The organism is Dyadobacter flavalbus (assembly GCF_006149045.1).
Lineage (GTDB): Bacteria > Bacteroidota > Bacteroidia > Cytophagales > Spirosomataceae > Dyadobacter > Dyadobacter flavalbus.
The window spans coordinates 106,977-132,794 of sequence record NZ_VBSN01000073.1 but is presented as its reverse complement, the minus strand read 5'-3'; the positions used below and the strand labels follow the sequence as shown (position 1 = coordinate 132,794).

The window sequence follows — 25,818 nt, the reverse complement described above, 5'->3', positions numbered from 1 at the left end:
TAAATGATTGAGCTGTAACTGTAAACCTGATTGCATTTGCATGGATGCTGCCGGAATCAGACCATATAATCAAAGTTGAATTTCAAGTGCCTGTAAAGATGTCTTAACTGCGTCAGAAAAAAATTGTCGCTTTCCCGCCATATGTTCCGCTTCATCGTACTGGGTTCGGCTTCGGAATTTTTCTGTAGAAACAGGTCTTTATAGTCTTTGTAAAACACGGCTTTCCCGTTATTTTTCAGAAACGACATCATCATGCCGTATTCCGTAACATCACCTTTCTGACCTTCCATGTATCTTCCGAATTTATCAAAAAAGCTGCTGCGCCGCAGATGCGGATGATCGCTGTAAACATAAAATTTTTTATAGCCCGGTTTCAGCACATGGAAGGCCATTTCGTAATAGTTGTTCTCCGGGTTTTTCAGGTAAGGATAAAGAAAATAGGCGTAAAAACGTACAACATCTATTTCCGGCCTGCGGTTGATGATGTTCAGTGCATTTATAAAGCTTTCCGGGAAAATGGCGGCAGGCGTAAAATCTTCCTGCACATACAAGGTAAGCGGCGTTTTCACGGCATCCTGCCCTTTGTTGATGTTGTTGCCAAGCCCTTTGTTTGCGGGCGTGGTAATCAGCCTGAACCCGTATGCCGGCTGTAACGTCCGGAGATATTCCTGATGCTCCGGCTTGCTGCCGTCATCGGAAACCACAATGTCTTCAAACCGGCAGCCGAGCTGTACAAAGGATTTCAGAAGCTGTTCCAGTGACTGGCTCCGGTTGTAATGTGTGATCAGAAGCGTCACATCCTTAAAATAGTAGTCTTTTTTCATAATAGTCAGTCGGCGCTGTTCACTTCATAAATACCAGATCCAGGGAATTTTTCAGCCAGCGGTAACGCAGATACAGCAGGCGTGATAATTTGATGAGCGGATTGCTGCTCAGTCTCCAGTTAGGCCTTTCCATGGTACTGGGTTCGTCGGAAGAGTTTTTCTGGTAAAATAATCTGGTAAAATCGTTGAAGAACAGTCCTTTTCCCTTTTTCTGAAGAAAACTGACAGCCATTTTGTATTCCGTCAGGTCGCCTTTGATCCCTTCCGGGTACCTTCCGAATTTTTCCAGAAAATTGCTGCGCCGCAAATGCGGATGATCGCTGTAATAATAGAATTTCAAATGATTCATATCCCAGAAAGTATAAACCATTTCTGAAAAACCTTTTTTGAACGGTTTCAGTGTAGGATAGGAGAAGTAGGCATAAAACCGGACAATATCCCACGCCGGATCTTCCTGCATGAAGCCAAGTGCATCCTGAAAATGGCCCGGGAAAATATCCGACGGCTGAAAATCTTCCTGTACATACAGGGTATAAGGCGTCTTTACGGCATCCTGGCCTTTGTTGATGTTGTTGCCTAGGCCTTTGTTGACAGGCGTAGTGATCAGCCGGAACGCATAGCGGTTTTTCATCGCGACCACCTTGTCCAGATGCTCCGGCCTGCTTCCGTCGTCGGAAACGACAATGTCGCCGAACCGGCATCCGAGACCTTCAAAAGTAGCCAGCAGCCGTTCCAGTGAACCGCTCCGGTTATAATGCGTAATCAGTAAAGTAGTATCGGGGAAATGGTATTCCATAGCTTAATTGGAAAGAGAGAGATAATCGCGCATGCCTTTCAGCTGTCTGCCGGCCCTGTTGAAAAAAGCATTGGCAATGCTTCCGTCGTCCAGCAGCCGGCGCGGAGACGTGTAAACGGTTGCACTGGAAGAAGTCACCATTTTCAGTTTTCCTGCTTTTTTGAGGTTCAGCGCCATGCGTCCGTCTTCGGCTTCATTCTCGTAATCGCTTCCGACAATGTTGGCGTAAATTCTGGAACCGCTTACCTTGAAGCCGCCGGTATCGCGCCCGATCTGCGTTACAAACCCCATATTGAACCCGTAAACATTCAGGTATTCCCGGTTTCTTTTGCGGATTCGGATCATCATGCCGGCAAAAAGCTCGTACAGCCATAACCCGAACCTTCCCTGGTTTTCGGGCGGGATAAAGGAATAATTTCCGTAAACGCCTGTAATGTTGGAATCCTTCACCATGGGCGCCACCATCAGGTCAATCCAGTCGGGCGGGTAAAAAGTGTCCGAATCTGCGCATAAATGGTATTTGCCGCGTGCCAGTTCGAGGCCCATTTGGCGGGCAAAGGGCGTTCCCTGAACAGGCTGCATGTAATTGCGGACGCCCAGCGTATCAAGCACATTTTGTGTGCCGTCCGTAGAATTATTGTTGATCACCACAATTTCCACCATGTATTTTGTACGGCTGTTGGAAAGCGAAGAAAGTGTCCTGTAAATGTTGTTTTCTTCGTTCCATGCAGGAATTACAACCGAAACATCCGGTTTTTCAGCCTTGAAGCGGCTGATTGTCCTTCTAAGATTTTCAATTTCGGAACCGGTAAGATCCTTGAATTTCTTGTTCTTGAAAAGGTGCGGCTGGATCCATTTAGGCAAACCAAATAAACTCATGTTTCAACATTGAAAAGGTTTTAACAAAATTTCAGGACAACTTAAGTCTTACTGCGGCGAAAGCCCGAACAGACAGACTTTAACATCGTAAGTTGACTTCCCCGACGGAAATACTTCCTGTAAAGTGCCCATTCCGGAGATGTGCCTTAATACCTTCCTGACGGCGTCTACATTGTGATAATACCATTGCGGTTCGTTTTCTATATCGCCAAGCTTCAGTCCGTTATAGGGCCTGTACACATACCAGAGCCTTTTATGACCCTGGAATTTTTCGAAATCGGCTGACATGTTTTTAAAGTAGCTGCTGAAATTGCTGGAAGCCTGGCGTACGTCGCTGCCGTAAATGGTATTGAACCTGAAATCATAAGCTTCTTCATAATAACGGAATGAAGGCAGGTCGTTCCAGTATACATACACCACATCGTTTTCGCGGTACTGGTTCTGGATGTTCTGCATGACTTCGCGCTGCACGGATTTTTTGTAACTGCCGAAAAGACTTGTGTTCCAGACCTGCATGACGGAATTCATGAGCGGAGCAGCAAGCAGAATGGCTGCGATCCATGTTTTTGCATTGGATGAAATTTTGAAAGCATCAATCCTTTCCACGCCTTTTGCAATCACAAGAATGAAAATCGGTGCAAGGAACAGGGTCAGTCTTTCCCTTAAAGGATAAAATTCCAGCGAGGATGCCGCCAGCGCAAGTATGACCGGCATCGAAAATAAAAGCAAATGCCGCTTCTGGCGGAAAAACAGTGCGGCCAGCCCGATGATGCCGACTACAATCGGAAGAAACGGAACCCTTGCCAGAATCCGGGTAACCGGACTGTAATCGTGCTCATAATCGAGGTCAAACCAGGATAGCCCGATCGGGTATCGGACCAGAGAATAAATCTGGTTCAAATGCCAGAGCACATCGTGCAGCGACCGCGGCGGAAACGGCATAAAAGCTTCCCGGTTGCGCCAGAACTGCACCAGCCATTCTTCTTCCGGAAACCGGCTGATAAAAAATACATACTGAATGACGAAGCTGAAGAGCCACAAGGAAAACGGAATGAGGTATAAAAAGAACATTTTCCAGTCTTTCCGGACCATGCAGGTCAGTGCAACGGCCCCGCCCATTCCTGCCAGGATAAACAGGGACGAAAACGAAAACCAGAGTATGGCAGCTCCGCCCAAGCCCCAGAGCACCAGCTTATCTACATCGGTTTTTCCAAAATAATTTATGTACAGGAGCAGGCAGAGAACCGTTGCCAGAAACTCCGTTCCATACTGTTTTACTTCCACGGCATGATAAACCAGCGGCGGGGCGAACGCTGCAATGAACACCGCTGACACGATACTGCGGCCCGAACGCAGAAAATGCCTGGCAACCGGAACAAAAAGAAGTAAAGATGCAATGCCGCATAAAAACGGAAAAAGCCGTAATGCCAGTTCTTTCTTTCCAAAAAGCACCACGCCCAGGCGCGAAAGCCACAAAAAGCCGATCGGAGCTCTTTGCTGGTATTCCAGCGGCAAGGTAGCAAGCTGGATGAAATCCATATGAATAAGACTGGAAGCCAAGAAAACCTCATCCTCCCATAATGAGCGGTTATCAAAATAGTGGAAGACACGCAGGAAAATCCCTGAAAGCAGAATAACGGACAGCAGTATGGTATGACTCCTTTGTGAATTTTTAACAGGTGTAAAAGTTTTGGTTATCATAGAGCACCAATGTATTAATTCGGAACGTAGCCAAGAATCTAATCATTAGGCAAATTAATTAAATTATTTGTGGAAATAATTCGCAGTGTCAATAATATCTCATTAAAAAAAATTACATATTTGTGCTGCGCCGTTAAATAGATTACTAACTGTCACATTCAGCGTTACATGGCCATTCAGCTTTTACAGAAGTTCAGGAACAAACATTTTCTTTCGCTGGCCGGGAACGGCATCATGTCTGTATTGGGAATGCTTAACATGATCATCCTGTATCGTGCGCTTCCGGTTGCAAGTATCGGAATGTGGGTGTTTTTTCTGTCTATTTTGCTGCTCGTGGATACCTTTCGCTCGGGTTTTCTTACGACTGCCTTTATCAAGTTTTATGCAGGCGCCGCTACGGCCAGAAAAGCGGAAGTGGTCGGTTCGGCATGGTTTATCGGCGGTGCCATCACGCTGGTTCTGGTGATCCTGAATGTTCCTGCCTATCTGTTTTCTTCCTATTTCAAAAATCCCTCACTTGTTTTGTTTGTAGAATGGTTCGGGATAATTTATGTAGCGTCACTTCCTTCATTTATTGCTTCCTGCGTCGTACAGGCCGAGCAGCGCTTTGATCAGCTGCTATGCATCCGGTTTCTGAGCCAGGGTGTGTTCATACTGTTTGTGATTATCATGGCACTGACCAAAACAGCCAATCTGCAGAATATTATTTATGCATATCTGGGCGGTGCGGCCATGACGAGCCTCTTTGCCATTTTCATGGGCTGGTCGCGGATTGCCATGTTCAAAGACCGGACGTGGGCAACGATCAGTGAAATTTTTCATTTTGGTAAATACAGCGTCGGGACTACGCTAAGCTCCAACCTTTTCGGGACGTCCAATACCATGATCATCAACTTTATGCTCGGGCCTGCGGCACTGGCCGTTTTCAACCTCGGCCAGCGGCTTATGGAAATCATTGAAATTCCGCTCAGAAGTTTTGCCGCAACGGGAATGCCCGAGTTGTCCGCGGCATACAATGAAGGCAACAAAGCAAAGGTCATCGAGACAATGAAAAGGTATACGGGCCTGATTACGGTTGCTTTGCTGCCGGCTTGCCTGGGTGCCGTGGCACTTGCCGACGTTGCCATCAGTATCATTGGCGGAAGCAAGTACGTACACAGTGAAGCGGCCAATATCATGCGCCTGTTTATGACTTTTGCGCTGCTTTATCCGCTCGACCGGTTTTTTGCCCTGACGCTGGATGTAATCCATCAGCCCAAGATCAATTTCATAAAAGTGCTTTTAATGCTTGCGGGAAGTGTAACGGCTTCTTTTGCCGGAATTTACCTGACAGGAAATGTATACGGCGTGGCCATTGCAGGAATTGTGCCGACGCTGATCGGCGTGGGGATCGGTTACTGGGGGCTTAACCGCTTTGAGCCTTTCAGCATCATGAGTGTATTTACAACGGGTTATTCGGAGGCTGTAAACCTTGTTAAAACCTACTGGCTGAAACTAGCCAGAAACTGATTGCTGACTTCATGCTGCATCCGTTTGTTTTGCAGGAACTTTCGTCTTCCTGTACTGGAACCGCATTTCAATATTCTTGTAAGTCCAGGAAGAAACGAGATAGATCAGTACGAAATTCAGGATAAAAAGATAGGAATATGCACTGGGCGGAAATTTGAGGATGCGGATGAACAGCACGTTGAAAAGGCTGATCATCAAGGCGTGCGTCATGTAAATCGAGTAGGAGTACTTTCCGAGGTTATGCAGTAAGCCGGCTTTTTTCAGCATGGCCGATATAAAGCCTTTTTCAAATGAAAAAGTGTAAATGCAAACAAAAAACAACACTTCAAAGACAGCACCGAGCGGCTTCATAATTTCTCCGTAACAGATACAAACCGTAATCAGCACAAGCGTTGCCAGTTCCGCAGCAGAAAAAAAGAACGAAGGCCAGGTGCGTACACGGTGATGCGTATTACTGAACAGGTTGAAACAGATTGCACCGGTAAAAAAGCCGAGTATGCCCCGCAGAAAGCCGTAATCAAAGCTGTAATTGATCTGTAAACTTCCAGAAACTGCGGACAATCCAGCCAGACAAACCAGGATAATCAGTGCATAGAAAAAATTTCTGCGGCTGAACTGGCGCGCGCTGTGAATGAAAACCAGCAGACTTCCGAAGACAAGATAAGCCATCATTTCTGCACTGATTGACCAGCTCGGAATGTTCCAGCTTACATCCCTGACGCCCGGAACCGGCGTGGAATTGATCAGAAAAAGAGATGTAAAAAAAGTAGTGACATTATTGGCCGGATTAACCAGGTTATTTACCTTGACGTAAGGGTTCAGCAGATTTTTGGCAACTTCCATTCCCACAAAAGCCAGCAGCATGAACAGATGCAGCGGGTAAATCCTGTAAATGCGTTTGGTGATAAAAAGCCTGAACTGCTGCCAGTCGGAAAGGGATTGATAACTGTAAGCAATTACAAATCCGCTCAGCACAAAGAAGAAATCGACAAACATGTCGGAATTTTCCACAAAGCTGTTGTTCAGCACGGGCGTTTCTGCAAACGGGCCCAGGTGAAACATGAAGACCAGCGTCGCAAACAGACCGCGAAAAATGTCAAGTACTTCAAACCTATGCTTCATAGTCACTGTTTTTCAGATAAATGATGCTTCTGAACCGGTTGGTTTTCAAAATGGGATCGTATGTATAGGTGAATTCATCAGATGCTTTGGTCATGATCAGCAGCCCGAAATGCTCGCTTGTATCAATAAGCAGCCCGGGCATTTGTACATCATCAAGGTGTTCAACAAAAAAAGCTGCGCCGTCCGGTTCTGTACTCCGTACCTTAAGTGAATCCGTTCCGTTATGATAAATCTGGAATTCCAGTGGTTCGGACAAGCCGGACAGCGGCCAGGTTATCACTTTGCCGCTGTTGTTTTCAAAGAGCATCAGCGGTTTTCCCGTGTCTTCCTTTTCAAGGACGAGCTGTTCGGTATCGTGCTCGAAAGTAAGCGTGCATTCTTCCATGCCCGAATGCTTTACGGCATTGGTAAGTAGTTCGGTTATAATCCATTTCAGCTTTGCAAGCGTCAACAGATCCACAGGCTTGACGTGTGTTTCTTTCCTGATATGATCAAGGCATAGATTTACAATCCCGGGAATTTCTTCCCGGTCACATTTAAAAACAATATTAATCTTACCTGCTTCCACTTTCATGATCTAGTTTATTGTTTCCATTGCCTGCTTGTAGTCTTTGAAAATCTTGAAGACTTTATCCATTCTGATCAGGGTCAGCAGATTTTTGACATCCGGTTTCAGGGCAACAAGGTAAATATCCACCTTTCGCGGCATGGCATATTTCAGAGCCACAACGAGGCTGCCCAGAAAGGAACTGTCGATATAATTTACATTTTCAAAGCTCAGGATAACGAGCTTCGTGCCGCCGGCTATGAGTGTGATCATCTCTTCCTTGAACATGTCTGCATTTGCAAGGCTGGCTTCTTCCGGCAAAATAGTTGCCTGTACTACATCTGAAAGGGCATTAACTTGAAGTACCATAGGGTATATTATTGTTTTTCGATAAAAATAATGCTTGCGTCGTCCATTTGGTTGCCATCGTTGATCGTCGACAGAACCTGCTTCTTGATGAGTTCAAAACTGTCTGTTCTGCCGAGATAAGGACTGATCTTGTCTACAAAAAAAGGATAATCACTTTTTTTGGAGCCATCCGAAGGTATATCGATCATGCCGTCTGTAAAAAGCACGATCTGGTCCCCGGATTTCATTTTAATGACCTGTTTGTCGTACATGCCTTCTTCCATCAGCCCGAGCAGCAGGCCGGAAGACATAATGGTTGAAACGCTGTCCAGTGAAGGTTCAAAATTCACAAGCGGAAGATCTCCCGCCCCGGAGTAATGCACTTCTCCGGTATGACTGTCGAGCAGCAGCAGCGACAAGCTGGACAAAATACTTTCCAGACTGTCGTCCAGATAAACCAGCTTGTTGATTTTCTGCATGATGGTATCAATTGCATAATCGTTATCCAGCACGCAGAAACGGATTGCAGCGCGGATATAGCTTAAAAAACCGAATGTGAAAAACCAAGCTTTCCATTTTTTTCCCATGATATCGCCCAGAAAAGCAAAGCAGAAACGTTCGTCAACCTGTACGAAATCAATGAAATCACCGCCGGGATAACCACGGAATCCTTTGTGCCAGAAATGAACCCGGAAACCCGCAACTTTGGGGTCCTGCACCGGCATGGATTTGACGTTCAGCGTTTCGGCAGCAATCTTAAGTTCATGTACGGACCTTACATGCTCGTTCTGAAGGGATGTAATGATATTGTTGAGCTTGGAAATAATGACCGCCATCGGCGTTTCCTTGTTGATAAAGTCCAGCGCATACATGTTCAGCCCTTCCAGCATCAGCGAATCGTCGGTGATGGAAGTCAGGAATACAAACGGAATATCTTTCAGGTTCGGATTATGCAGAACGGCCTGCCGGAAATCAAATCCGTTCATTTCAGGCATGTCATAATCTGAAAGAATAAGGTCCGGCATTTCATCTGCAAGCAATTCCAGCGCTTCTGTTGCAGATTCGCAAAGCACGCAGTTGTAGCCTGCTTTCAGCAAGGATGCCTCAATAACCTTCCGGAACAAAAGGTTGTCTTCTACCAGCAGGATCTTTTTTACGGCCGCAGGAGGATCCGGGAAACTGATCATTTTTTGTTGAAGTTTAAAACAAACAATAGGACGCCGCCAAATATGATGAGCAACGAAACCAGGTCCATGATCGTAACGCCGTCATTCGGTGTAAAGTAAAAAACAGTAAAAATTTCAAAGCTGGGCGGAGCAGGCATGATGATCATGGCAAATCCGAATACAATCAGCAATATGGCCAGAATGAACATAATCCCTTTTTGAAATGCATTTTTTTTAAGGTAATTGCTGCTGATCTTGCTGTCTATCTTGGTTTCGGAAAGCAGTTTTTCCAGCCCTTCCAGCAATTCTTCCCTCGAAAGGTTGTTGTCCTGGTCCAGCTGTTCAAACGATGCAATCTGAGCTTCTGCCGTTTCCGCTTTTTCAAAGGCTGCCGCAATCTGCTGCTGATAAAGCCTTGCACTTTCACTGTCTATCACCGAGCGCTCTATAATTTCGATCAGCTCACTTAGTTTCTGTTCAAGCAAAGCATTGCCAATCTCGGACTGCGTCAAGCGGATACTTTGTCCCTCAGAATCTTTCCGGATGTTAAGCAAGCGGTTGATTTTCACTTTGTGAATATTTTATAAGATTAAAGCTGCTTTAACGAGCGTTTGATTTACATTTCCAATAAAATATCTTCTTAAAGCCCGGCAATTATTTGAAGCTATAATTTTATTGCTAATTTTGAAATAATTCTACAAATCAACAAAATATATTTGTTATTTCAGAACAATTTCAGAAATCGCATGATCATGAAAAAGGTTTCCATTGTTACGGTAAATTTCAACCAGCCTTTGGTTACGGAAGATTTGCTGAAATCACTTGCAGAGGTAAATACGTATCCGGATCTGGAAATAATCGTTGTTGACAATGGAAGCAAGGTCAATGTGGTCCCGGAATGGCAGTCACGGTACAAAGACATTATATTCATCCGTTCTGAAATCAACACCGGGTTTGCCGGCGGAAACAACATCGGCATTCAGCATGCGACCGGCGATTACCTTTTTCTGATCAACAATGACACGGAAGTTACTGCGGACCTGATCGGAAAGCTGGTGGAAAAGATGGAATCCAATCCGAAAATCGGAATGATTTCACCCAAAATCCACTACTTCGATCAGCCGGGCATGCTGCAATACACAGGCTACACGCCGATGAATTACTTCACTGCCAGAAATGCATGCATCGGGCAGTTTGAAGAGGACCGCGGCCAGTACGATTCGCTGAGCGGAGTAACAGGTTACGCGCATGGCGCCGCCATGATGATCCGGCGGGAAGCTCTGCAGAAAGCGGGCGTCATGTCGGAGAACTACTTTCTGTATTATGAAGAACTGGACTGGTGCGAACGCATCCGGAAAGCCGGCTATGAAATCCATGTGGACTTGTCCGCGCTTATTTATCATAAGGAATCGGTTTCCGTAGGAAAGCGGACGGCACTGAAAGAGTTTTTTATGAACCGGAACCGCATCCTTTTTATCCGTAAAAATGCGGATACGTCCACATTCCTTGTGTTCTGCTGCTATTTTCTGGCTGCCGTAATCCCCCGCAATCTTTTTCAGTATATCAAAAACAGAGAATACAATTTTATACCGGTTTTTCTGAAAGCCATTGCCTGGCATTTTACAAACAAAGCGGACAGCAACAATCTTGGATTTCCACTTACGAGATAAAATATGAAATTACTTTTCTGGTTCAGCCTGTTTATTGTCTTTTACACTTTTCTCGGTTACGGCATTGTCCTTTTTATCCTTGTACGGATTCGCAGGATTTTCAAGGGAAAAAGGCTTGTACCCGGTTTGGATCAGGATTTCCCGACGCTGACGCTGGTGATTGCAGCCTACAACGAGGAAAGCATTATCGAGGAAAAGATCCGGAACACGCTCGAACTTTCCTATCCGCAGGGAAAACTGAAGCTGCTGTTTATCACAGACGGTTCCTCAGACCGTACACCCGATCTTATTGCGCGTTACGGACAAATCCAACTCATGCATACGCCGGTCAGAAGCGGAAAAATCCAGGCCATTCACAGGGCCATGCACGAAGTAGACAGTGAGGTTGTTGTCTTTACCGATGCCAATACTTTTTTAAATAAAGATGCGCTGCTGCTCATTGCAAGGCATTATGCCGATCCGAAAGTGGGTGCCGTTTCAGGTGAAAAACGGGTAATGCAGGAAGCCATGGCCGATGCGACGGCAGGAGAGGGCTTTTACTGGAAATACGAATCGACGCTTAAAAAATGGGATTCCGAACTGTATTCGGTTGTAGGTGCGGCGGGCGAACTTTTCAGCGTAAGGCGTTCGCTGTACAAGGAAGTACAATCCGACACCATTCTCGACGATTTCATGATTTCCATGCTGATCGCACAGCAAGGTTACCGCATCATTTATGAACCCGAGGCGTATGCATCGGAACTTTCTTCGGATAACATCAAGGAAGAGCTGAAAAGAAAGATCAGGATTGCGGCCGGCGGCATACAGTCCATTCTGCGCCTTGAAAAGCTGTTCAACCCGTTTCATTACCCCGTCCTTACTTTTCAGTACATCAGTCACCGCGTGCTGCGCTGGACGGTAACTCCTTTTCTGATGCTGCTTGCACTGATTTTGAATATCGTTATTGTCATCCGAACGGGTGAATGGCTTTATACGGCTATTCTGATTGCACAGCTGCTTTTCTATACGCTTTCCTTTGCCGGCTGGGTTCTGGAAAAACGAAGAATCAAGATCAAGGCATTGTTCGTGCCCTATTATTTTTGCGTGATGAATTATGCCGTGCTGGCCGGGATCAGAAGATACATTGCCGGAAGCCAGAGCGCCGTCTGGGACAAGGCAAAAAGAAAAAGCGCCGTTTGAGAACGGCGCTTTCAATTCTAATTTATTAAACTGCAATTCAGGAAACTAACGGCAATCACCCGAAATCAGCAAAACGTTATGCTATAAGAATTTGCTTGTTATAATATTCAGCCTTTCCTAAAAGCCAACTGCTAAAAGCTAATAGCTAAAAGCCGATTAATAATGTTTAAGCCTTTCGGATTCTTCTTCCAGAATCGGGATCAGCTGATTCAGTTCGTCGGAAATTTTCAGGTACATATCCATCAGGTTTTCCGGCTCTTCGTTGTCCTTGATCGCCTTTTCCAGAACTTCTACTTTCGGGCGGATCCAGGTAAGACCGGCCATGGTAAAAGATGGCTTCAGACCGTGAACGATACTCGCTGATTCCTTCCAGTCTTCCTTATCCAGAGCTTCGTGCAATGCATTCCAGCGCGGGACGGAATCACTGAGAAAAGCATCAAAAATCATATGCAGAATAACAGGATCTTCTCCATACGCTTTATCAATGTAATTCAAGTCCAGAGCAGGATTAAGTTGCAGTGCCATATCTTCCAGTTATAGGTGTTTCAGATGTTTTAACAAGTTACAAATTATGGTTTGTTAAAGCTTATGAAATTATTTGACTTATTATGTAAAATGCACAACTATTTTTACAAAGATATCAAATTACTGAACATTCTGTGCTTTTTCTTCGGTTGGTGCTGCTTCCTGCTGTTTGGCCTGTTCTTTTTCTTCTTTATCTTTTTTCCTGAAATAACGTCTGAAAAGGAAATTGGACCTTAATGCCTGCATATTCTCGTCCAGCTTTTCCGTACTGCTTTCCAGATTCTGCAGCGTGCCTTTCAGATTGGACGCCGTCGCTTCATCATGCAGCAGCACACCGATCGGGCTGGTTGTATTGGAATTGATGTCGGCACTGGCCGTTTTGAGGTTTGCAACCATTTCGTTTGCTGAAGAAACCGTTTCGTTCAGTCTGCCTACGGTCGTTCTCAGGTCGCGCATGATAACCGTATCGGTTGCAAAGTCATTGGCCAGTCCGCCTTTCTGGTTCAGTTTTTCTGTAAATCCGGAAAGTGATGCCGTCATGGTGGAAGCATTCTGCGATGCCTTTTTCAGCAGCGTTAAAGTCTGGTCTACGTCTTTGTAAAGACTTTCATCGTTCAGGAGCATCCCGACCGTTCCTTTTCCTTCCAGGATATTCTTGCTGATCGTTTTGAATGCACTTGTAATGCCCAGCAGATTTTTGTTGTTTTCGGACAGTACAGCCAGCATTTCTTCGGTACTTTCGATTTTTTCAACGGCCAGCTCGTCGCCGTCTTCAATGGAAGGTACTTTCTGCGTTCCGCCGTAAAGCACCACGATTTTATTGCCGATCAGACCGTCCGTACTGATTTTGGCCTTGGCATTTTTACGGATGAATTCCTGGGATTTTTCTTCGATGTTCATGATCACTTCCACTTTGGAATTTTCAAGAAACCGGATGGATTTCACCGTCCCGATTTTCACACCCGAATACCAGATATTATTTCCTTTCTGAAGACCGTTTACGTCATCAAAAATGGTTTTGACCGTAATGGTTGTAGAAAATGCCTTTTTCATGCTCCCGATCGTAAGTATACCTACTACAAAAATCAAAATGCCGATGATGACAAAAAGACCGACTGTTATAGAGCGTTTTCTGCTTGATGTTTCCATTATTTATTGAATAAAATTATAATCGTAAAAACTTTTGATTCTTTCTTCATTTGTATCGAATACTTCCTCGAACGTTCCCTGTTTCAGGAATATGCCGTCGAGCAGCATGGCAATACGGTCACCGGTTGTTCTTGCGCAGGTAAGGTCATGCGTGATGATGATGGAGGTGGTGTGATATTTCTCTTTTACCTCATTGATAAGCTCATTGATTTCCAGGCATGTAATCGGATCAAGTCCTGCGGTGGGTTCATCGTAAAGCATGATTTCCGGTTTCAGGATCAGTGTCCGGGCAATCCCGATCCTTTTGCGCTGCCCGCCGGAAAGCTCGGAAGGAACCTGATTGATCGTCTGAAGCAGCCCCACAGCATCCAGTACATATTCCACCTGTTCGTTGATCTCGGCCCTGCTCAGGTTTGCAACATTGCGTACTAGCGGAAATTCCAGGTTTTCACGGACTGTCATACTATCGTACAAGGCGCTGTTCTGAAAGGAAAAGCCGATTTTCAACCGCAGATCGCGCAGTTCATTTTCGTTCAGCGTGGAAACTTCACTTCCCAGTACCTTGCACATGCCTTTATCCTGTCGGAGCAAGCCGGCAATGATTTTGATCAAAACCGATTTTCCCGTTCCCGAACGGCCGAGCACAACCACGTTTTCGCCTTTGTTTATTTTCAGGTTCACACCCCGGAGTACATGAAGGTCTCCGAAGGATTTGTAAAGATCTTGTATATCAATAACCGTATCGGTGTCTAAGCGGGTTTCTGCCATTTTATATCCTGAAATAATTCGATACCTGAACAATAATGACTTCTTCAATGAAAATCAGGAACATGGAAATAACCACCGCTGAATTGGCCGCTTTTCCTACGCCTTCTGTTCCTTTGTTGGCGTTATATCCCTGATAGCAGCCTACAATACCGATTGTAAACCCGTATGCAACTGCTTTCGCGACCGAAGTCCCCACATCGAGAAAAGTAATCTGTTCGAATGCGTTCTCAAAAAATGCAATAAAACTCGTGCCTTCATTCAAGTACACGTTCAGAAATGCACCCATCAGACTGACCAGTGTACAATAAAACATCAGGATCGGAATCGAAATCGTTGAAGCCAGCACACGCGTAACTACCAGAAATTTGAATGGATTTACGGCAGAAACTTCCATGGCGTCGATCTGTTCGGTAACACGCATGGAGCCAAGTTCGGCCCCGATACTGGAACCGATTTTTCCTGCACTGATCAGGGCGGTAACGAGCGCGGCCAAAGCCCTTACAATCGCAATGGCAACAAGCGAAGGAAGCCACGAAGTAGCGCCGAATTCAGCCAGAGACGGCCGGGACTGTTTTGTAAACACCATTCCGGTAATAAATCCCGTCATCCCGATCAGCAAAAGCGATTTGTTTCCGATGGCATAGCATTGTTTTACAATCTCCTGAAATTCCATTCTGCCCCGAAAAGCTTCGCGGAAAAAACGGATAAAAAAAGAATAACCGTTATAAACTGCCAGTAAGGCCGAATCTATTTTTTTGGTGTAAACGTGTTCCTTTTGCTTGGCGCTCATTCAGATAATAGGCAAGGTGGATTAACTTGTAAATGCTATCAATGTATTTTTTTCTTCAAACCATCGCATACGGTAGGCGTTCATGGCCGTTTTTCCCAACTGATCGAGCAGGCGGTAATTGACGACAAGCCCAACGGCGGCTCCGATGCCGGGTATCAGCTGCGCCAGTTTGGCAAGGTCAATGTAATCACGGTATTCCTGCTGAAAGGTTTTCCAGTCAAACTGATTGATATCTTCGGGCAGTTCCTTACATTTTATATGCCACTGTATGATCTGCTGAAAAACATGCTGGCGTTGTTTCTGGCTTGAAAATGTAAGCTGAAAAACGTGGAGAATAAAAAGCCGTTCCCGGTAATCATCAATCGGGTAACCGTACAATGCTGCGATTTCAAACAGCAGTTTGAGCTTGATGCCCAGTAAAATCGGAAATTCGGCCAATGCCAGCCAGAAACCGCCGGCTCCTGTGATACCGCCTTCTGCAGCGCCAGCTTTTTTGTAAAATGCAATCCGCTTCTTTACTTCGGCTTCAATTTCTTCAATCGTGTTTCTGGGTACAGGCATTGAAGTCGTAAATTCTGCGCCTGTAAGCACAGCCCGTGTCATTTGCCTGATTGAAGCCGTTATGGCCTCGTGTACTTTGTCGGGGATGAGGTTGTTCAGCTTATCCTGAACCTTTTTGGAAGTCCTGTCAACGAAGTTAGGCCGCTTCTGCATTTTCTGCTGCCACCTGACCAGTTCAGATTGTATCTTTTCTTCATATGTAAGAATTTGCATACCGGTAAAAGGACAATTTCAGATAGAACAGAAAAACGCATTTTTAACACTTATTCCTGTTTAGCAAAAATCATTCCAAAAAACGGCAGCCCTGAACACGGGCCTGCTGGGCCCGGTATGCATCCGGAAGCAGTCTGGATCAGTTTGCCTTTTTATGGATTTTTTCTTCCGCCAGTTTGATTTCATCCGCGTCTGGCTCAGGCTCTTCCTGCTGCAAATGTGCAATGGCTTCATATTGCAGGCTGATCAGAATAGGAAAATGATCAGAAGAAAAATTTTCAAGTCGTTTCAGGCGGCGCAGCTTGAAGTCTGTTGAACAAAATACATGATCGAGCGGGAAACGCAGGATCAGGTGCTGGGCATGAAACGTATTGTAAAAGCCTCTTCCTTTTCTCGGATCAAGCAAACCGCTGATTTTGGTAAAGAGTTTGGTTGTGTACGACCATGCCACGTCGTTGAGGTCACCGACAACGATGGTTGCCAGATTATTTTCCTTTACTTCTTTGGCGACCATCAGCAGTTCCTTGTCCCTTTCGGTGGAATACAGGTTTTCGCCCGGAACCGGCGGAGTAGGGTGCACGCAGTACAAGCGGACGGTCTTACCGGACGGAAGCTGCACTTTTGCTTTAATGGAAGGTATTTCAGGATCAACAAGGTACCTTACTTCGGCATCAATCAGTTTCAGTTTGGAATACAGCAGCATGCCATACGTATTTTCCAGCGGCACCAGAACCTGATGCGGGTATTTTTCTTTCAGGGCTTCTGTTCCTTTAAGCCAGAAGTTGTCCGTTTCCAGAAGCAAAACAATATCCGGATCATATTTATGGAGCAGCTTCATGCAGCCGGCCGTATTCTTATTATCCTGAAAAACATTGGAAGAAATAATGCTCAGCGAATTGTCATCATCCTTTTTCGTAGCCCTGATCAGCGCAGTTTTGGCCAGAAAGGTAAATGGAAGGATCTGGAAAAGCAGATAAAGCGCATTGGCAACGATCAGACTTGTAAATACAATTTCATACGTGGATGAAACTGAAAAGAATGAAACGTAAAGGGCAAGGATAATTAAATTGAGAAAAAGCTTTTGAATCCTCGGATACTCAAAAACCCTGAATGCCCAGTAGTCATTTCGGATAAGCGGAATTACAGAAAACAAAATGACCAGCGCGCCTGAAACTTCCAGGATCAATTTTAAAGCATTCATTGTAGCAGAAAAGCTATAAACACAAACAAATAAGTTCTTACAATATCGCTCTTAATTGAAAATTAAAAAATCATTTGGTCATAAACCGGCGAAAACAGGCTCTGAACAATCCCGGAAACAAAGAAATCAATTTAAACGATGACCGCTATATGTAAGTAATTCGAAGCATATCCGTTAACTATCAAATTAATAGTCAACGGATTGTCATATAAAGATCTATCAGACAAATGCTAGTTAATACGCTGTTTTTTCACGCCCTGCGTTGTGATTTTAACCGGGTTGATAAACCCTTTTTCATCAAAAGTCATTTCATCAATACAGGTTTCCCGGTGATTACCGTCGGTCTCAGTCAGCGGGCGTCTGTGATAAACAATGTACCACTGGTCTTTTCCCGGAATGTTTATAACGGAATGATGTCCGGCACCGGTTGCCACTTTCGGGTCCTGCTGAAGAATTTTGTCCACACGCTTAAACGGCCCGAACGGAGAATCGGCAATGGCATAAGCTACGGAATAATTCGGGCCTGTCCAGCCGCCTTCTGACCACATAAAGTAATATTTTCCGTTTCTGATGAACATGAACGGACCTTCAACATAACTTTCCGGTGTTATTTCCCGGAACACGGTACCGTCTTCAAAAGGGATAAAACCGGTAAAATCATTGTTAAGTTTGGCGACATTGCAGTGTTTCCAACCGCCATAAAAAAGATAGTACTGACCGTCCTTGTCCTTGAAAGCGAACTGATCAATAGGCTGTGCCTTGTTATGGAACTTGTCGATCAACGGTTTTCCCAGCAGGTCTTTGAACGGACCTTCAGGTTTGTCGGCCACAGCGACGCCGATTCCGCCTGTTTCATTATCGCTCTGAATGTCGTTAGCGCCAAAAAACAGATAGTATTTCCCTTCTTTTTCAATGATGGAAGGAGCCCACATGGCTTTTTTAGCCCATTTTATGGAACTTGTATCCAGTATAGCCTCATGTTTTTTCCACGTAACAAGGTCTTTGGAAGAAAAAGCGTCAAAAAACACCTGCTTTTCATAGGGTGCGGAATAAGTCGGATAAATCCAGAAAGTCTTGTTGAAAATAATGCCTTCGGGATCAGCATACCAGCCGGGAAACACTGGGTTGCCAGCCACCGGATTGCCGGCCGTTTTACTGGTGGATTGTGCGAATGAATGGATTCCTGAGATACAAAGGAGAAGAATAAGGAAGTGTTTTTTCATCAGTTGATTTTCGGAAAAGAAATTGTAACATGTAAATATCTCAATTTTTGTCAGAAATCAGTATACTTCACCGGCGCCTCCGCCGCCAAAGTTTCCGCCCCCGAAATTAATGCCTTTTGTTTCAGGATCTTGCCCCAGGGTTTGTGCAATTAAAATTGATTTCAGTTCATCGGGTACATTCCGCTTTTCCGGCTCGTCACTGATGCCGTGCTTTGGCTTATGCAGATATCGTATCAGTGCAGCCGAAAACAGAATAAGAGCCAGTCCGCTTATAAAGATATTTTGTGCTGCCGTAAACGGACTGAAATAATGCCCGAAAGTAACAACGGAAAAAGCCGTTGCCAGCAAGCCGGTGTTCAGCAGAATCCGGTCTTTTTTACGCACGCCCATTAATATGTAGGAAAATGGAATCACGATTGTAAACAGGTAAAAAACGGGTGCAAATGGAATTTGCCGGGAAACGGATGAAGCCTGATGAGTTAACAATGCATTTCCTTCACGAACGATAAGGTAATTTCCGCCGAGATAAAAAACGGCCAGTGACAGTATTTCAATGATTTTACGACAATTTGCATAATAAATGCTGGTGTTGTTTCTGACTGCAAAATAAATGCATGCAGCCATCAGCATAACAGCAAACGGCAAAATAAGAGTACCGCCTGAAAAGTTCATCAGGAAATTTCCCAGCGTGACAAACAACGCCAAAAAGGAACTCGCAGCTGTTAAAATATCCGCATAGCGTATAGTCGCAATGGACAGCGGAATGAAAAGGAAAAGTGCATATTGCCAGATTTTCAGGTTGTTAAAAAGCAAAAAGACAGGCACGAAAATCAAAGTTATGCTTACATACAACAACGCATTGTCAACGCCGGAATGAAAGAGTTTGGATAGTTTAATCTGACGTTCCAGAAAAAAGATAAAGAATCCGGCAAAAAGCAGGCTGATCATTGCAAAACCCCGGTCGGTTATATTGCTGTCGGTCAGAAAAAGGAAAACAAATCCCATAAAAAAAGCCGAGCCAATCAGTGCAAACAGAAAAAGGCCGATCTTGACAAAGAAGTTAGGCCTGTAAAAATGCGCCTGAAATTCAGCTTTGATCGTTTTCAGTTGAGGTTCTTCAAGCAATTTTTTAGATGCCCAGTCGGTCGCCCGGCGTTGGATTTCAATATTTCTGATCCAGTTCAGATTATATGGTTTTTTCATCTTGCTGTCCCGAGGATTTTCTTGAAGTTCAGCAGAAAATAAATGACCCCGATGCTGGAAACGGTAAGATAAACGGTCATTAATGAAAAGTATACATCTTCGCTTATTCTGAAAAATATCAGGTAAGTGACCGTAATATAGGCATATATGACACCAAGCAGCAGAAAAAGATGTGATTGCATCCGACGAGCATTAAGAACAAAAAACAGGCAAAAGGCAAAACTTAAAATGGCGTAAACGACTTTATACGGCTGATTGATCAGACCGGAAAGTGCAGCCAGCGCAGCCAGATTTCCGCCAAGGAAAATGTAGGTATACGAAAAGTGTTTTTTAATACGCAACTTTTCTGATAACCAGCCAGTAACCGACAGCAAAGTGCCCAGTACAATGGCTGAATTCAGAATTTTCAGATCGGTTAGATTATTTCCGGACACAACGGAAAGCGGCGCAATGGTCAGTCCGAGCCATGAAGCAAGTCCGGTAACGGCCATGGAAAGTACGCCGCGGTGATCAAACCGGTACGCACATGCAAAGAACAAAACCGTCGGGATAAGGACGGCAAGGCCATAGCGGGAACCAAACAGCTTGTACTGAAACTGCAGATAGCCTTCCAGCGCGAGAAAACTGACACAGCCAAGCAACAATACATATTCCTGCAATTTACTGGAGTTCAGTACTTCATCAGGACTGTACGGATGACTTTTGCGATACGCATAATAAAAACAGGCGGCTGTGAGCAAGGCAATTCCGGCAATAATCGCCTGATGTCCGATGGAATCGATATTGTCATAAATAATAATCCCGAGCCCGGAATTGAAAAGCAGGATGCCGACGTACAGCATAAACCGTAATTCCCAATGCACGGAAAGCGGCTTTGCAGTTTCGTATTCCGAAATCATGGAAGCCTGCCTTTCAGAGATAATTTCTTTACTGACCAGCTCCCGGAGTATTGATTGTGTGTTCATACCAGCTTTTAGACGCAGAAAGTAAAAATAGTAACTTAAGCGTTTGCTGTCCAGCTTACGTGTCGAACCTCCTACAAGCCGTTTGATAAGTTTGAAACCATCAGAACCGGAGTATGAAATTTTCCTTGACCTGTTCTTTTCTGAAAAATACCAGTCCGATCCAGAATAGATCAATCGTTATGGTAACCTGCGGATGTGCCTTGATATACTCCCAAGCACGCGTCATTTCCGGCGACCAGTAAATATCGTCAAAAATAAAAACCGACTCATTTTGTATGTACGGAAGGCATGTTTCGAAATAGCGGACCGTGGGTTCAAACCGGTGGTTGGCATCGAAATAAGCGAAATCCAGCTTTGTATTGGTTCTGGCAAGAAACCCGGGTAGCGTGGAATCAATGTTTCCGGTAATAATTTCAATGTTGTCCGCATTCATTCTACTAAAATGCTGACTTGCCAGTTTTGCCGTTTCCGGGCAGCCTTCAAATGTAAACATGCGCGATTCCGGCGCAGCTTTCGACATATACAAAGTTGTAAGCCCTAACGAAGTTCCGAGTTCCAGCATAGTTGCCGGCTGAAATCTTCGGATAAGCCGGTTGAAAAGTTTTCCGAACTTTTCCGGCTTTTCTGCATTTTTTGCAATGGTTTTTACTTTACGAAGATTTGACTTGTTGATGCGCGAACCGGCACCCAGATCAAGAATTTCTATCTGCTGATCGGATTTCAGGAGTTCTTTACGAAGCGACTTTAAGCTTCTGTAATCCGGATTACGGTCTTTTTTTGCTTTAATAACCTGTGTGTAAAGATCAAAAACAAAAGGTGAATGAATGGAATGTTCGTTTCCTGAATGGAACAGGTACCTGAAATAAGCAGCAATCAATGGTGAAGCGTTTAAAAAAAGCAGGGAAGTATCCCTGCATGCGAAAAAAACGGGTAATGCTAGTTCATTCTGTAAGGAGCCACCAGCGAAAAAGCAGGAATGATCACACGAAACTGGCGTCCGTCGAGAACGCGTTCCATGAGATAAGTCCCGGCCATTTTGCCCATGTCGGTACGCAGGTTGCAGCCGGATACATAATCATGGACATCGCCCGGTTCCAGGATCGGCTGCAGTCCCACAATGCCGGCTCCTTCCACTTCGCGGACGGTTCCGTTTGCGTCATAAATGAGCCAGTGCCGCCTTAAAAGCTTGACCGTGTACTCACTATGATTTTCTATCAGTATTTTATATGTAAAGACGTAATGATCTTGCCCCGGATTGGAATAGTCCGGCTGATATTCTGTTAAAACGGTGACTTTTACACCATCTGTCACTTTGGAAACCATATGGAATGAAGGTGTTTATGAATGTTGCAAAAGTAAGGAAGTGTTGAATAGTCAAATTTCAGTTCTTCCACTCAAACGAAAATAGTAATCAAATGCTGATAAAACCAAAACAAAATCATATAATTTGGATATCAAATTAAAAACCACTTTATGGACGTAAAAATAGAGCAATCCTGGAAAGAAAGACTCGAACCGGAGTTTGAGAAACCTTACTTTACAAACCTTGTTGAATTTGTTAAGAACGAATATTCAACCAAACAAATATTTCCTCCTGCCAAACAAATTTTCAATGCATTCAATTACTGCAGTTTTGACGCGTGCAAGGTTGTGATTCTTGGCCAGGACCCGTATCACGGAGCCGGGCAGGCGCATGGACTATGTTTTTCGGTGAATGAAGGAGTCAGAACGCCGCCATCACTCGTCAATATTTTCAAAGAAATTCATGATGACCTTGGCAAGCCGGTTCCGAAATCAGGAAATCTGGAAAGATGGGCAAAGCAGGGCGTCCTGCTGCTGAATGCCACGCTGACGGTTCAAAGCGGGCTTGCCGGTTCGCATCAAAACAAAGGCTGGGAAAAGTTTACAGACGCGGTTATCAAGTGTTTGTCAGATGAAAAGAACAATCTGGTATTCATGCTGTGGGGACGTTACGCACAGGATAAAGGCAGTGTGATAGACGCTTCGAAACATTATGTACTGAAATCAAAACATCCTTCGCCCATGTCGGCCAACGGCGGCGGCTGGTTTGGGAACCAGCATTTCAGCAAGGCAAATGCCTATCTGGAAAGCAAAGGCCTGGAACCGATAAACTGGTAAGGCGGCAAATAAAAAAAGAGTCGGGAAGCCCGGCTCTTTTTAAGAATTTCACTCCTATTACTTTCTTTGATTATTTTTCAATATTCGAATTCATTTCCAGCACATTTTCCCATTTGCCTTCATTTGCTTTAACAAAAGCCTTGTGATCAGCATTGGAAGCATATTGCAGCGCGCCTTCTTTGGTGCGGAATGTGAGATAATGAATCACGTCAAACTGGTTTTCGTTTGTGCCCGATTTCTGAACATGGCCTGCGGAATAGGCAACCACGTCCTTCACCGTGTTTTTCATAGATGCAAAATCACGCATATGCTTGTCAATGTCTTCCGGCGTCGTGCCCGGCTTGAACTTGATGCACACTACGCGCTGTATTTCGGCAGGTTTATGCGGAACGTAAGCTCCGTAAATAACGAGCATGAACACGCACAAAGCGAAAACCGGTATCAAGTATCCTATCGTTTTATTTCTTGGTTTCATTATGATTTCAATCAATTATATCAAATCGGCTCATTTAGGTTACAAAGATAATCAGATATTCGTAAATTGCATTATTTGTATATATTATATAATATATTCTGATTTAAATTGAAAATAAAAAATAATATCTATCTCGTTCTGCAAATGATAGAATAATATTCGGGGTTCTTTTTTGTTAAAAATTGCAATCGGGAGAAAACCAGGTTTCTGAAAATGGAATTTTACTGGTTAGAAGTGCAGTAATAGAGAAATTTCAGTATCAAAAGTTATGCTGCCTGTTACTTTTTCTGCTGCAAGCGTCTAAACAGGCAAAAATCATTTTTTGGACAGCATCAAAATTTTATATGGCACAACTTGGTGTCTTTCGCAAAAAAAAATCTGCCGGCTACCGGTTTTTTCTGAGATTCATTGCTTGTCTGCATCTTTTTATGCTGGTGACCAGCATTGTTCAGGCCGCTGATGTAAAATGGGGGTTCTGGGCGCATAAGCGGATTAACCGCATGGCTGTATTCCGGCTTCCGGCTGAAATGCAGTATTTCTATAAAAAGAACATTGATTACCTCACCGAAAATGCAACAAACCCGGACAGAAGAAGATATTCTGTTGTCGGCGAAGCAGAAAGGCATTACGTGGATCTGGATGTATATGGGGACAGCGCCAGGATCACTCTGCCAAAATACTGGAAAGATGCCGTACAGAAAATCGGTGAAGACAGCCTGCGAAAACACGGAATCGTGCCGTGGTATATTCAAACCGCTGTTTTTCAGCTGACAGAAGCATTTAAAGCACGCGACCCGGCAAGAATTCTAAGGATATCTGCGGATCTCGGCCATTACATTGCCGACGCGCATGTCCCTTTGCACACAACCAGAAATTACAACGGACAGCTCAGCAATCAGGAAGGAATCCACGCATTCTGGGAATCGCGACTGCCGGAACTGTTTGCAGAGGATTATGAAATGTGGATCGGTGAACCGGTTTATCAAACGGATATTGCGGAGCAAGTCTGGAAAACCGTAATGGCCTCCAATATGGCCAGCGATTCCGTTTTTGAGTTTGAAAAACAGCTGACCGCCAGTTTCGATCCTTATAAGAAATACAGTTACGAACTCAGGAACAATGTACTGACGAGATCCTATTCAAGGGAATTTTCAGAAAAATATCATCAGATGCTTGGCGGACAAGTAGAAAGGCGCATGAAGGCATCTGTAAAAATGGTAGGAGACATCTGGTTTAGTTGCTGGATCAATGCCGGCCAGCCCGACTTGAAGACAATTGCAGGATTTGTTCCGGACGAAAAAGTGAAGAATGAAGAAGCCGCTGAACAGCAAAGCTGGTTTCAGCGGCTTCTTCGGGTAAGGCCGGAAGGAGACGAGTAACAAATGTTTACTGTTGCTACTTGGTCTTTTCGTAAGCCTGACGGAAATATTTTACACTTTCCGCTACTTCCGGACCGTTATTTTCCCAGTGATATTCGTATTCAACCGAAATCGGGCCTTTGAATTTCTGGCGCTTCATTTCTGCAATGACTGCATCCACTTTACTGTCGCCTTTTCCCCAGATCACATCATGATACTGGCCGTCCGGAGAATCTTTTACAACGTCCTTGAAATGCATGCCCATGACATGTCCGTTCAGTTGTTTGAGGCATTCTACCGGATCAAGGCCGGATCTTACCCAATGGCCGATATCCGAACACGAACCAATGAACTTGCTGTTTCCTGCATATTTAAGAACCGTATCGGGATGCCAGAAACGGGAAGGTTTCGGGTGATTGTGCAATGCAACATTGATCTTGTATTTTTCAGCCATCGGAATGATGTAGGCAAACTGATCCGGGTTCGGCTCGGTGTCTATGTTCAGTATTCCCATATCCTTTGCAAACTCAAAAAGCTGTTCCCATTCCGCTTTATCCTTTCCATTGACCACGCCGAATGCAGTAATCGTAATGCCATGCTTTTTCAGCAGATTTTTAACTTCCTGTCGTTTTTGCGCACTCATTTTGAAGTCCATGGTTCCTTCCAAATTGCCGCCCAGTTTCTGTCCCGGAAAAGCTTCCACGTATTTCAGGCCGCAGCTGTCGATTTTTTTCAGGGCCTCATCAAAAGTAAACAACCGGAAAGTATACGATTGGGCACCCAGTTTCCAGCCGGCCTTGTCTTCAGGATTTTTCTGTGCCTGTACGGTCAGGCTGCAAAGTGCAAGCAGGCAGAGCAAGCAGCCTTTTTTGAAATTTTGCATAAAACGCGTTTTAACAATTAAGAAAATTTGTCAAAAAAGATAAACAGCTGTTTTGTTCTACTCCTTTGCAGATGTTAAGCAGATGTTAATATGCGTGCAGTTACCAGAAGCTGGCCCAGATGCCGCTGCGTATGCTCGGCAGCATGGAACAGAAGGCCCAAATGCGTAGAAGGGATTCCTGCGCGTCCAACGTAACGTACTTCTTTCAAAGTACTTTCGTCGGTTTGCTTCAATTGCTGCATAACGGATAAAAGGCGGTCATCCAGAACTTTCAGAAGATCCGCAGCGGTACAGCCCGGAAAAGGCGGGTTTCCTTCTGCTTTCAAATAGGCAAGCTGGTTTTCCAGCAGCGATTCTCCTCTCGCATAAGTAAAAAGCCTGTCCAGAACACCGGCCATGTGCTGAAGATGAAATCCGGCAGAAGCTACGCCCGCCGGTTTTTCCCAGAGCAGTTCGTCCGGAAAATCCTGAACCAAAACTGTAATTTCTTCCTGTGCCTGAAGAAGGGCATGTGCAACCGGCTGTAACAAATCAGGGATTTCCGCAAGTGGCCCGCGAAGCCATACTTCCGGTTTTTCATTATTTTTCATGAAGAAAAGTAACAAAAAAAGGGACTTTTTTACA

At 44.6% G+C, this 25,818-nt stretch carries 28 protein-coding genes; 5 read left to right on the top strand and 23 right to left on the bottom strand.

Annotated elements, in window-relative coordinates; genetic code table 11:
* Positions 1-56: 56 nt before the first annotated feature.
* Genes FEM33_RS24795 through FEM33_RS24780 form a run of 4 tightly spaced genes read right to left on the bottom strand, consistent with a single transcriptional unit; the run spans position 57 to position 4,200 of the window.
* Positions 57-824 (bottom strand): glycosyltransferase, encoded by a 768-nt coding sequence (locus FEM33_RS24795; RefSeq protein WP_139014660.1) that lies wholly within the window; start codon positions 822-824, stop codon positions 57-59.
* Positions 825-843: 19 nt separating this feature from the next.
* Positions 844-1,620 (bottom strand): glycosyltransferase family 2 protein, encoded by a 777-nt coding sequence (locus tag FEM33_RS24790; protein WP_139014659.1) that lies wholly within the window; start codon positions 1,618-1,620, stop codon positions 844-846.
* Positions 1,621-1,623: 3 nt separating this feature from the next.
* Positions 1,624-2,499 carry a glycosyltransferase family 2 protein gene (locus FEM33_RS24785; RefSeq protein WP_139014658.1) on the bottom strand — a complete coding sequence of 292 codons (876 nt, stop codon included), beginning with the start codon at positions 2,497-2,499 and terminating at the stop codon, positions 1,624-1,626.
* A 48-nt stretch (positions 2,500-2,547) separates the two neighbouring features.
* Positions 2,548-4,200, bottom strand: coding sequence for a glycosyltransferase family protein (locus FEM33_RS24780; RefSeq protein ID WP_139014657.1), 1,653 nt, complete (start codon positions 4,198-4,200; stop codon positions 2,548-2,550).
* Positions 4,201-4,368: 168 nt separating this feature from the next.
* On the opposite strand from FEM33_RS24780, the gene FEM33_RS24775 reads away from it, so the two are divergent.
* The gene (locus FEM33_RS24775; protein ID WP_139014656.1) at positions 4,369-5,709 is read left to right on the top strand and encodes a lipopolysaccharide biosynthesis protein; all 1,341 of its coding nucleotides are present in this window, start codon (positions 4,369-4,371) and stop codon (positions 5,707-5,709) included.
* A gap of 9 nt (positions 5,710-5,718) precedes the next feature.
* Here FEM33_RS24775 and FEM33_RS24770 read toward each other — a convergent pair whose 3' ends face one another.
* Genes FEM33_RS24770 through FEM33_RS24750 form a run of 5 tightly spaced genes read right to left on the bottom strand, consistent with a single transcriptional unit; the run spans position 5,719 to position 9,461 of the window.
* On the bottom strand, positions 5,719-6,831 hold the full coding sequence (locus FEM33_RS24770) for an acyltransferase family protein (RefSeq protein WP_139014655.1): 1,113 nt from the start codon (positions 6,829-6,831) through the stop codon (positions 5,719-5,721).
* Complete coding sequence (locus FEM33_RS24765) at positions 6,821-7,405, bottom strand: anti-sigma regulatory factor (protein WP_201747838.1); 585 nt, start codon at positions 7,403-7,405, stop codon at positions 6,821-6,823. The genes FEM33_RS24770 and FEM33_RS24765 overlap by 11 nt, the downstream gene beginning before the upstream one ends.
* 3 nt (positions 7,406-7,408) lie before the next feature.
* Positions 7,409-7,747, bottom strand: coding sequence for an STAS domain-containing protein (locus FEM33_RS24760; RefSeq protein ID WP_139014654.1), 339 nt, complete (start codon positions 7,745-7,747; stop codon positions 7,409-7,411).
* A gap of 8 nt (positions 7,748-7,755) precedes the next feature.
* A complete protein-coding gene (locus FEM33_RS24755) occupies positions 7,756-8,913 on the bottom strand; it encodes a response regulator (RefSeq protein ID WP_139014653.1) in 1,158 nt (385 codons plus the stop codon).
* Positions 8,910-9,461: a hypothetical protein gene (locus tag FEM33_RS24750; protein ID WP_139014652.1), complete on the bottom strand. Its 552-nt coding sequence runs from the start codon at positions 9,459-9,461 to the stop codon at positions 8,910-8,912. Before FEM33_RS24750 ends, FEM33_RS24755 begins: the two co-directional genes overlap by 4 nt.
* Positions 9,462-9,644: 183 nt before the next feature.
* Between FEM33_RS24750 and FEM33_RS24745 the strand changes: the two genes are divergently transcribed.
* Together FEM33_RS24745 and FEM33_RS24740 are read left to right on the top strand one after the other, a co-directional pair.
* Positions 9,645-10,562, top strand: coding sequence for a glycosyltransferase family 2 protein (locus FEM33_RS24745; protein WP_139014651.1), 918 nt, complete (start codon positions 9,645-9,647; stop codon positions 10,560-10,562).
* Positions 10,563-10,565: 3 nt separating this feature from the next.
* On the top strand, positions 10,566-11,741 hold the full coding sequence (locus tag FEM33_RS24740; protein ID WP_139014650.1) for a glycosyltransferase family 2 protein: 1,176 nt from the start codon (positions 10,566-10,568) through the stop codon (positions 11,739-11,741).
* 156 nt (positions 11,742-11,897) lie between these two features.
* Here the strand turns inward: FEM33_RS24740 and FEM33_RS24735 are convergent, their stop codons facing one another.
* The 11 genes from FEM33_RS24735 to apaG all read right to left on the bottom strand — a co-directional run bounded on the left by FEM33_RS24735 (position 11,898) and on the right by apaG (position 21,662).
* The gene (locus tag FEM33_RS24735; RefSeq protein ID WP_139014649.1) at positions 11,898-12,266 is read right to left on the bottom strand and encodes an Hpt domain-containing protein; all 369 of its coding nucleotides are present in this window, start codon (positions 12,264-12,266) and stop codon (positions 11,898-11,900) included.
* Between the two features lie 120 nt (positions 12,267-12,386).
* On the bottom strand, positions 12,387-13,415 hold the full coding sequence (locus tag FEM33_RS24730) for an MlaD family protein (RefSeq protein WP_139014648.1): 1,029 nt from the start codon (positions 13,413-13,415) through the stop codon (positions 12,387-12,389).
* A gap of 3 nt (positions 13,416-13,418) precedes the next feature.
* Entirely contained in the window at positions 13,419-14,183 is a 765-nt protein-coding gene (locus tag FEM33_RS24725) for an ABC transporter ATP-binding protein (protein ID WP_139014647.1), read from the bottom strand.
* 1 nt (position 14,184) lies between these two features.
* Positions 14,185-14,973 (bottom strand): MlaE family ABC transporter permease, encoded by a 789-nt coding sequence (locus FEM33_RS24720; RefSeq protein ID WP_139014646.1) that lies wholly within the window; start codon positions 14,971-14,973, stop codon positions 14,185-14,187.
* Between the two features lie 21 nt (positions 14,974-14,994).
* On the bottom strand, positions 14,995-15,747 hold the full coding sequence (locus tag FEM33_RS24715; protein ID WP_374756448.1) for an EcsC family protein: 753 nt from the start codon (positions 15,745-15,747) through the stop codon (positions 14,995-14,997).
* A gap of 139 nt (positions 15,748-15,886) precedes the next feature.
* Positions 15,887-16,948 carry an endonuclease/exonuclease/phosphatase family protein gene (locus FEM33_RS24710; RefSeq protein ID WP_139014645.1) on the bottom strand — a complete coding sequence of 354 codons (1,062 nt, stop codon included), beginning with the start codon at positions 16,946-16,948 and terminating at the stop codon, positions 15,887-15,889.
* 230 nt (positions 16,949-17,178) lie between these two features.
* A complete protein-coding gene (locus tag FEM33_RS24705) occupies positions 17,179-18,171 on the bottom strand; it encodes a glycoside hydrolase family 43 protein (protein ID WP_139014644.1) in 993 nt (330 codons plus the stop codon).
* Positions 18,172-18,228: 57 nt separating this feature from the next.
* Positions 18,229-19,374 (bottom strand): hypothetical protein, encoded by a 1,146-nt coding sequence (locus FEM33_RS24700; RefSeq protein WP_139014643.1) that lies wholly within the window; start codon positions 19,372-19,374, stop codon positions 18,229-18,231.
* On the bottom strand, positions 19,371-20,339 hold the full coding sequence (locus FEM33_RS24695) for a DUF2157 domain-containing protein (RefSeq protein WP_139014642.1): 969 nt from the start codon (positions 20,337-20,339) through the stop codon (positions 19,371-19,373). Before FEM33_RS24695 ends, FEM33_RS24700 begins: the two co-directional genes overlap by 4 nt.
* Before the next feature lie 100 nt (positions 20,340-20,439).
* Positions 20,440-21,216: an O-methyltransferase gene (locus tag FEM33_RS24690; protein WP_139014641.1), complete on the bottom strand. Its 777-nt coding sequence runs from the start codon at positions 21,214-21,216 to the stop codon at positions 20,440-20,442.
* Between the two features lie 59 nt (positions 21,217-21,275).
* On the bottom strand, positions 21,276-21,662 hold the full coding sequence (gene apaG / locus FEM33_RS24685; RefSeq protein ID WP_138281536.1) for a Co2+/Mg2+ efflux facilitator ApaG/CorD: 387 nt from the start codon (positions 21,660-21,662) through the stop codon (positions 21,276-21,278).
* Between the two features lie 150 nt (positions 21,663-21,812).
* Between apaG and ung the strand changes: the two genes are divergently transcribed.
* Positions 21,813-22,478: a uracil-DNA glycosylase gene (ung, locus tag FEM33_RS24680; RefSeq protein ID WP_139014640.1), complete on the top strand. Its 666-nt coding sequence runs from the start codon at positions 21,813-21,815 to the stop codon at positions 22,476-22,478.
* A gap of 70 nt (positions 22,479-22,548) precedes the next feature.
* On the opposite strand, the gene FEM33_RS24675 is transcribed toward ung, so the two are convergent.
* Positions 22,549-22,953, bottom strand: a complete 405-nt coding sequence (locus FEM33_RS24675) for a Dabb family protein (protein ID WP_229214398.1) — start codon at positions 22,951-22,953, stop codon at positions 22,549-22,551.
* A gap of 344 nt (positions 22,954-23,297) precedes the next feature.
* On the opposite strand from FEM33_RS24675, the gene FEM33_RS24670 reads away from it, so the two are divergent.
* Positions 23,298-24,332 (top strand): zinc dependent phospholipase C family protein, encoded by a 1,035-nt coding sequence (locus tag FEM33_RS24670; protein WP_139014639.1) that lies wholly within the window; start codon positions 23,298-23,300, stop codon positions 24,330-24,332.
* Positions 24,333-24,348: 16 nt separating this feature from the next.
* On the opposite strand, the gene FEM33_RS24665 is transcribed toward FEM33_RS24670, so the two are convergent.
* Together FEM33_RS24665 and FEM33_RS24660 are read right to left on the bottom strand one after the other, a co-directional pair.
* Positions 24,349-25,194, bottom strand: a complete 846-nt coding sequence (locus tag FEM33_RS24665; RefSeq protein ID WP_139014638.1) for a sugar phosphate isomerase/epimerase family protein — start codon at positions 25,192-25,194, stop codon at positions 24,349-24,351.
* Between the two features lie 74 nt (positions 25,195-25,268).
* Positions 25,269-25,784: a DinB family protein gene (locus FEM33_RS24660; protein WP_139014637.1), complete on the bottom strand. Its 516-nt coding sequence runs from the start codon at positions 25,782-25,784 to the stop codon at positions 25,269-25,271.
* Between the last annotated feature and the right edge of the window lie 34 nt (positions 25,785-25,818).

Bases quoted from the DNA above. Each gene is read 5' to 3' on its own strand.
- FEM33_RS24725 (WP_139014647.1), bottom strand. From the start codon at position 14,183: ATGGCAGAAACCCGCTTAGACACCGATACGGTTATTGATATACAAGAT.
- FEM33_RS24705 (WP_139014644.1), bottom strand. From the start codon at position 18,171: ATGAAAAAACACTTCCTTATTCTTCTCCTTTGTATCTCAGGAATCCAT.
- FEM33_RS24770 (WP_139014655.1), bottom strand. From the start codon at position 6,831: ATGAAGCATAGGTTTGAAGTACTTGACATTTTTCGCGGTCTGTTTGCG.
- FEM33_RS24775 (WP_139014656.1), top strand. From the start codon at position 4,369: ATGGCCATTCAGCTTTTACAGAAGTTCAGGAACAAACATTTTCTTTCG.
- FEM33_RS24785 (WP_139014658.1), bottom strand. From the start codon at position 2,499: ATGAGTTTATTTGGTTTGCCTAAATGGATCCAGCCGCACCTTTTCAAG.
- FEM33_RS24660 (WP_139014637.1), bottom strand. From the start codon at position 25,784: ATGAAAAATAATGAAAAACCGGAAGTATGGCTTCGCGGGCCACTTGCG.
- FEM33_RS24715 (WP_374756448.1), bottom strand. From the start codon at position 15,747: ATGCAAATTCTTACATATGAAGAAAAGATACAATCTGAACTGGTCAGG.
- FEM33_RS24755 (WP_139014653.1), bottom strand. From the start codon at position 8,913: ATGATCAGTTTCCCGGATCCTCCTGCGGCCGTAAAAAAGATCCTGCTG.
- FEM33_RS24710 (WP_139014645.1), bottom strand. From the start codon at position 16,948: ATGAATGCTTTAAAATTGATCCTGGAAGTTTCAGGCGCGCTGGTCATT.
- FEM33_RS24730 (WP_139014648.1), bottom strand. From the start codon at position 13,415: ATGGAAACATCAAGCAGAAAACGCTCTATAACAGTCGGTCTTTTTGTC.
- FEM33_RS24745 (WP_139014651.1), top strand. From the start codon at position 9,645: ATGAAAAAGGTTTCCATTGTTACGGTAAATTTCAACCAGCCTTTGGTT.
- FEM33_RS24675 (WP_229214398.1), bottom strand. From the start codon at position 22,953: ATGAAACCAAGAAATAAAACGATAGGATACTTGATACCGGTTTTCGCT.
- ung (WP_139014640.1), top strand. From the start codon at position 21,813: ATGGACGTAAAAATAGAGCAATCCTGGAAAGAAAGACTCGAACCGGAG.
- FEM33_RS24720 (WP_139014646.1), bottom strand. From the start codon at position 14,973: ATGAGCGCCAAGCAAAAGGAACACGTTTACACCAAAAAAATAGATTCG.
- FEM33_RS24780 (WP_139014657.1), bottom strand. From the start codon at position 4,200: ATGATAACCAAAACTTTTACACCTGTTAAAAATTCACAAAGGAGTCAT.
- FEM33_RS24795 (WP_139014660.1), bottom strand. From the start codon at position 824: ATGAAAAAAGACTACTATTTTAAGGATGTGACGCTTCTGATCACACAT.
- FEM33_RS24765 (WP_201747838.1), bottom strand. From the start codon at position 7,405: ATGAAAGTGGAAGCAGGTAAGATTAATATTGTTTTTAAATGTGACCGG.
- FEM33_RS24735 (WP_139014649.1), bottom strand. From the start codon at position 12,266: ATGGCACTGCAACTTAATCCTGCTCTGGACTTGAATTACATTGATAAA.
- FEM33_RS24740 (WP_139014650.1), top strand. From the start codon at position 10,566: ATGAAATTACTTTTCTGGTTCAGCCTGTTTATTGTCTTTTACACTTTT.
- FEM33_RS24760 (WP_139014654.1), bottom strand. From the start codon at position 7,747: ATGGTACTTCAAGTTAATGCCCTTTCAGATGTAGTACAGGCAACTATT.
- FEM33_RS24665 (WP_139014638.1), bottom strand. From the start codon at position 25,194: ATGCAAAATTTCAAAAAAGGCTGCTTGCTCTGCCTGCTTGCACTTTGC.
- apaG (WP_138281536.1), bottom strand. From the start codon at position 21,662: ATGGTTTCCAAAGTGACAGATGGTGTAAAAGTCACCGTTTTAACAGAA.
- FEM33_RS24790 (WP_139014659.1), bottom strand. From the start codon at position 1,620: ATGGAATACCATTTCCCCGATACTACTTTACTGATTACGCATTATAAC.
- FEM33_RS24700 (WP_139014643.1), bottom strand. From the start codon at position 19,374: ATGAAAAAACCATATAATCTGAACTGGATCAGAAATATTGAAATCCAA.
- FEM33_RS24670 (WP_139014639.1), top strand. From the start codon at position 23,298: ATGGCACAACTTGGTGTCTTTCGCAAAAAAAAATCTGCCGGCTACCGG.
- FEM33_RS24695 (WP_139014642.1), bottom strand. From the start codon at position 20,339: ATGAACACACAATCAATACTCCGGGAGCTGGTCAGTAAAGAAATTATC.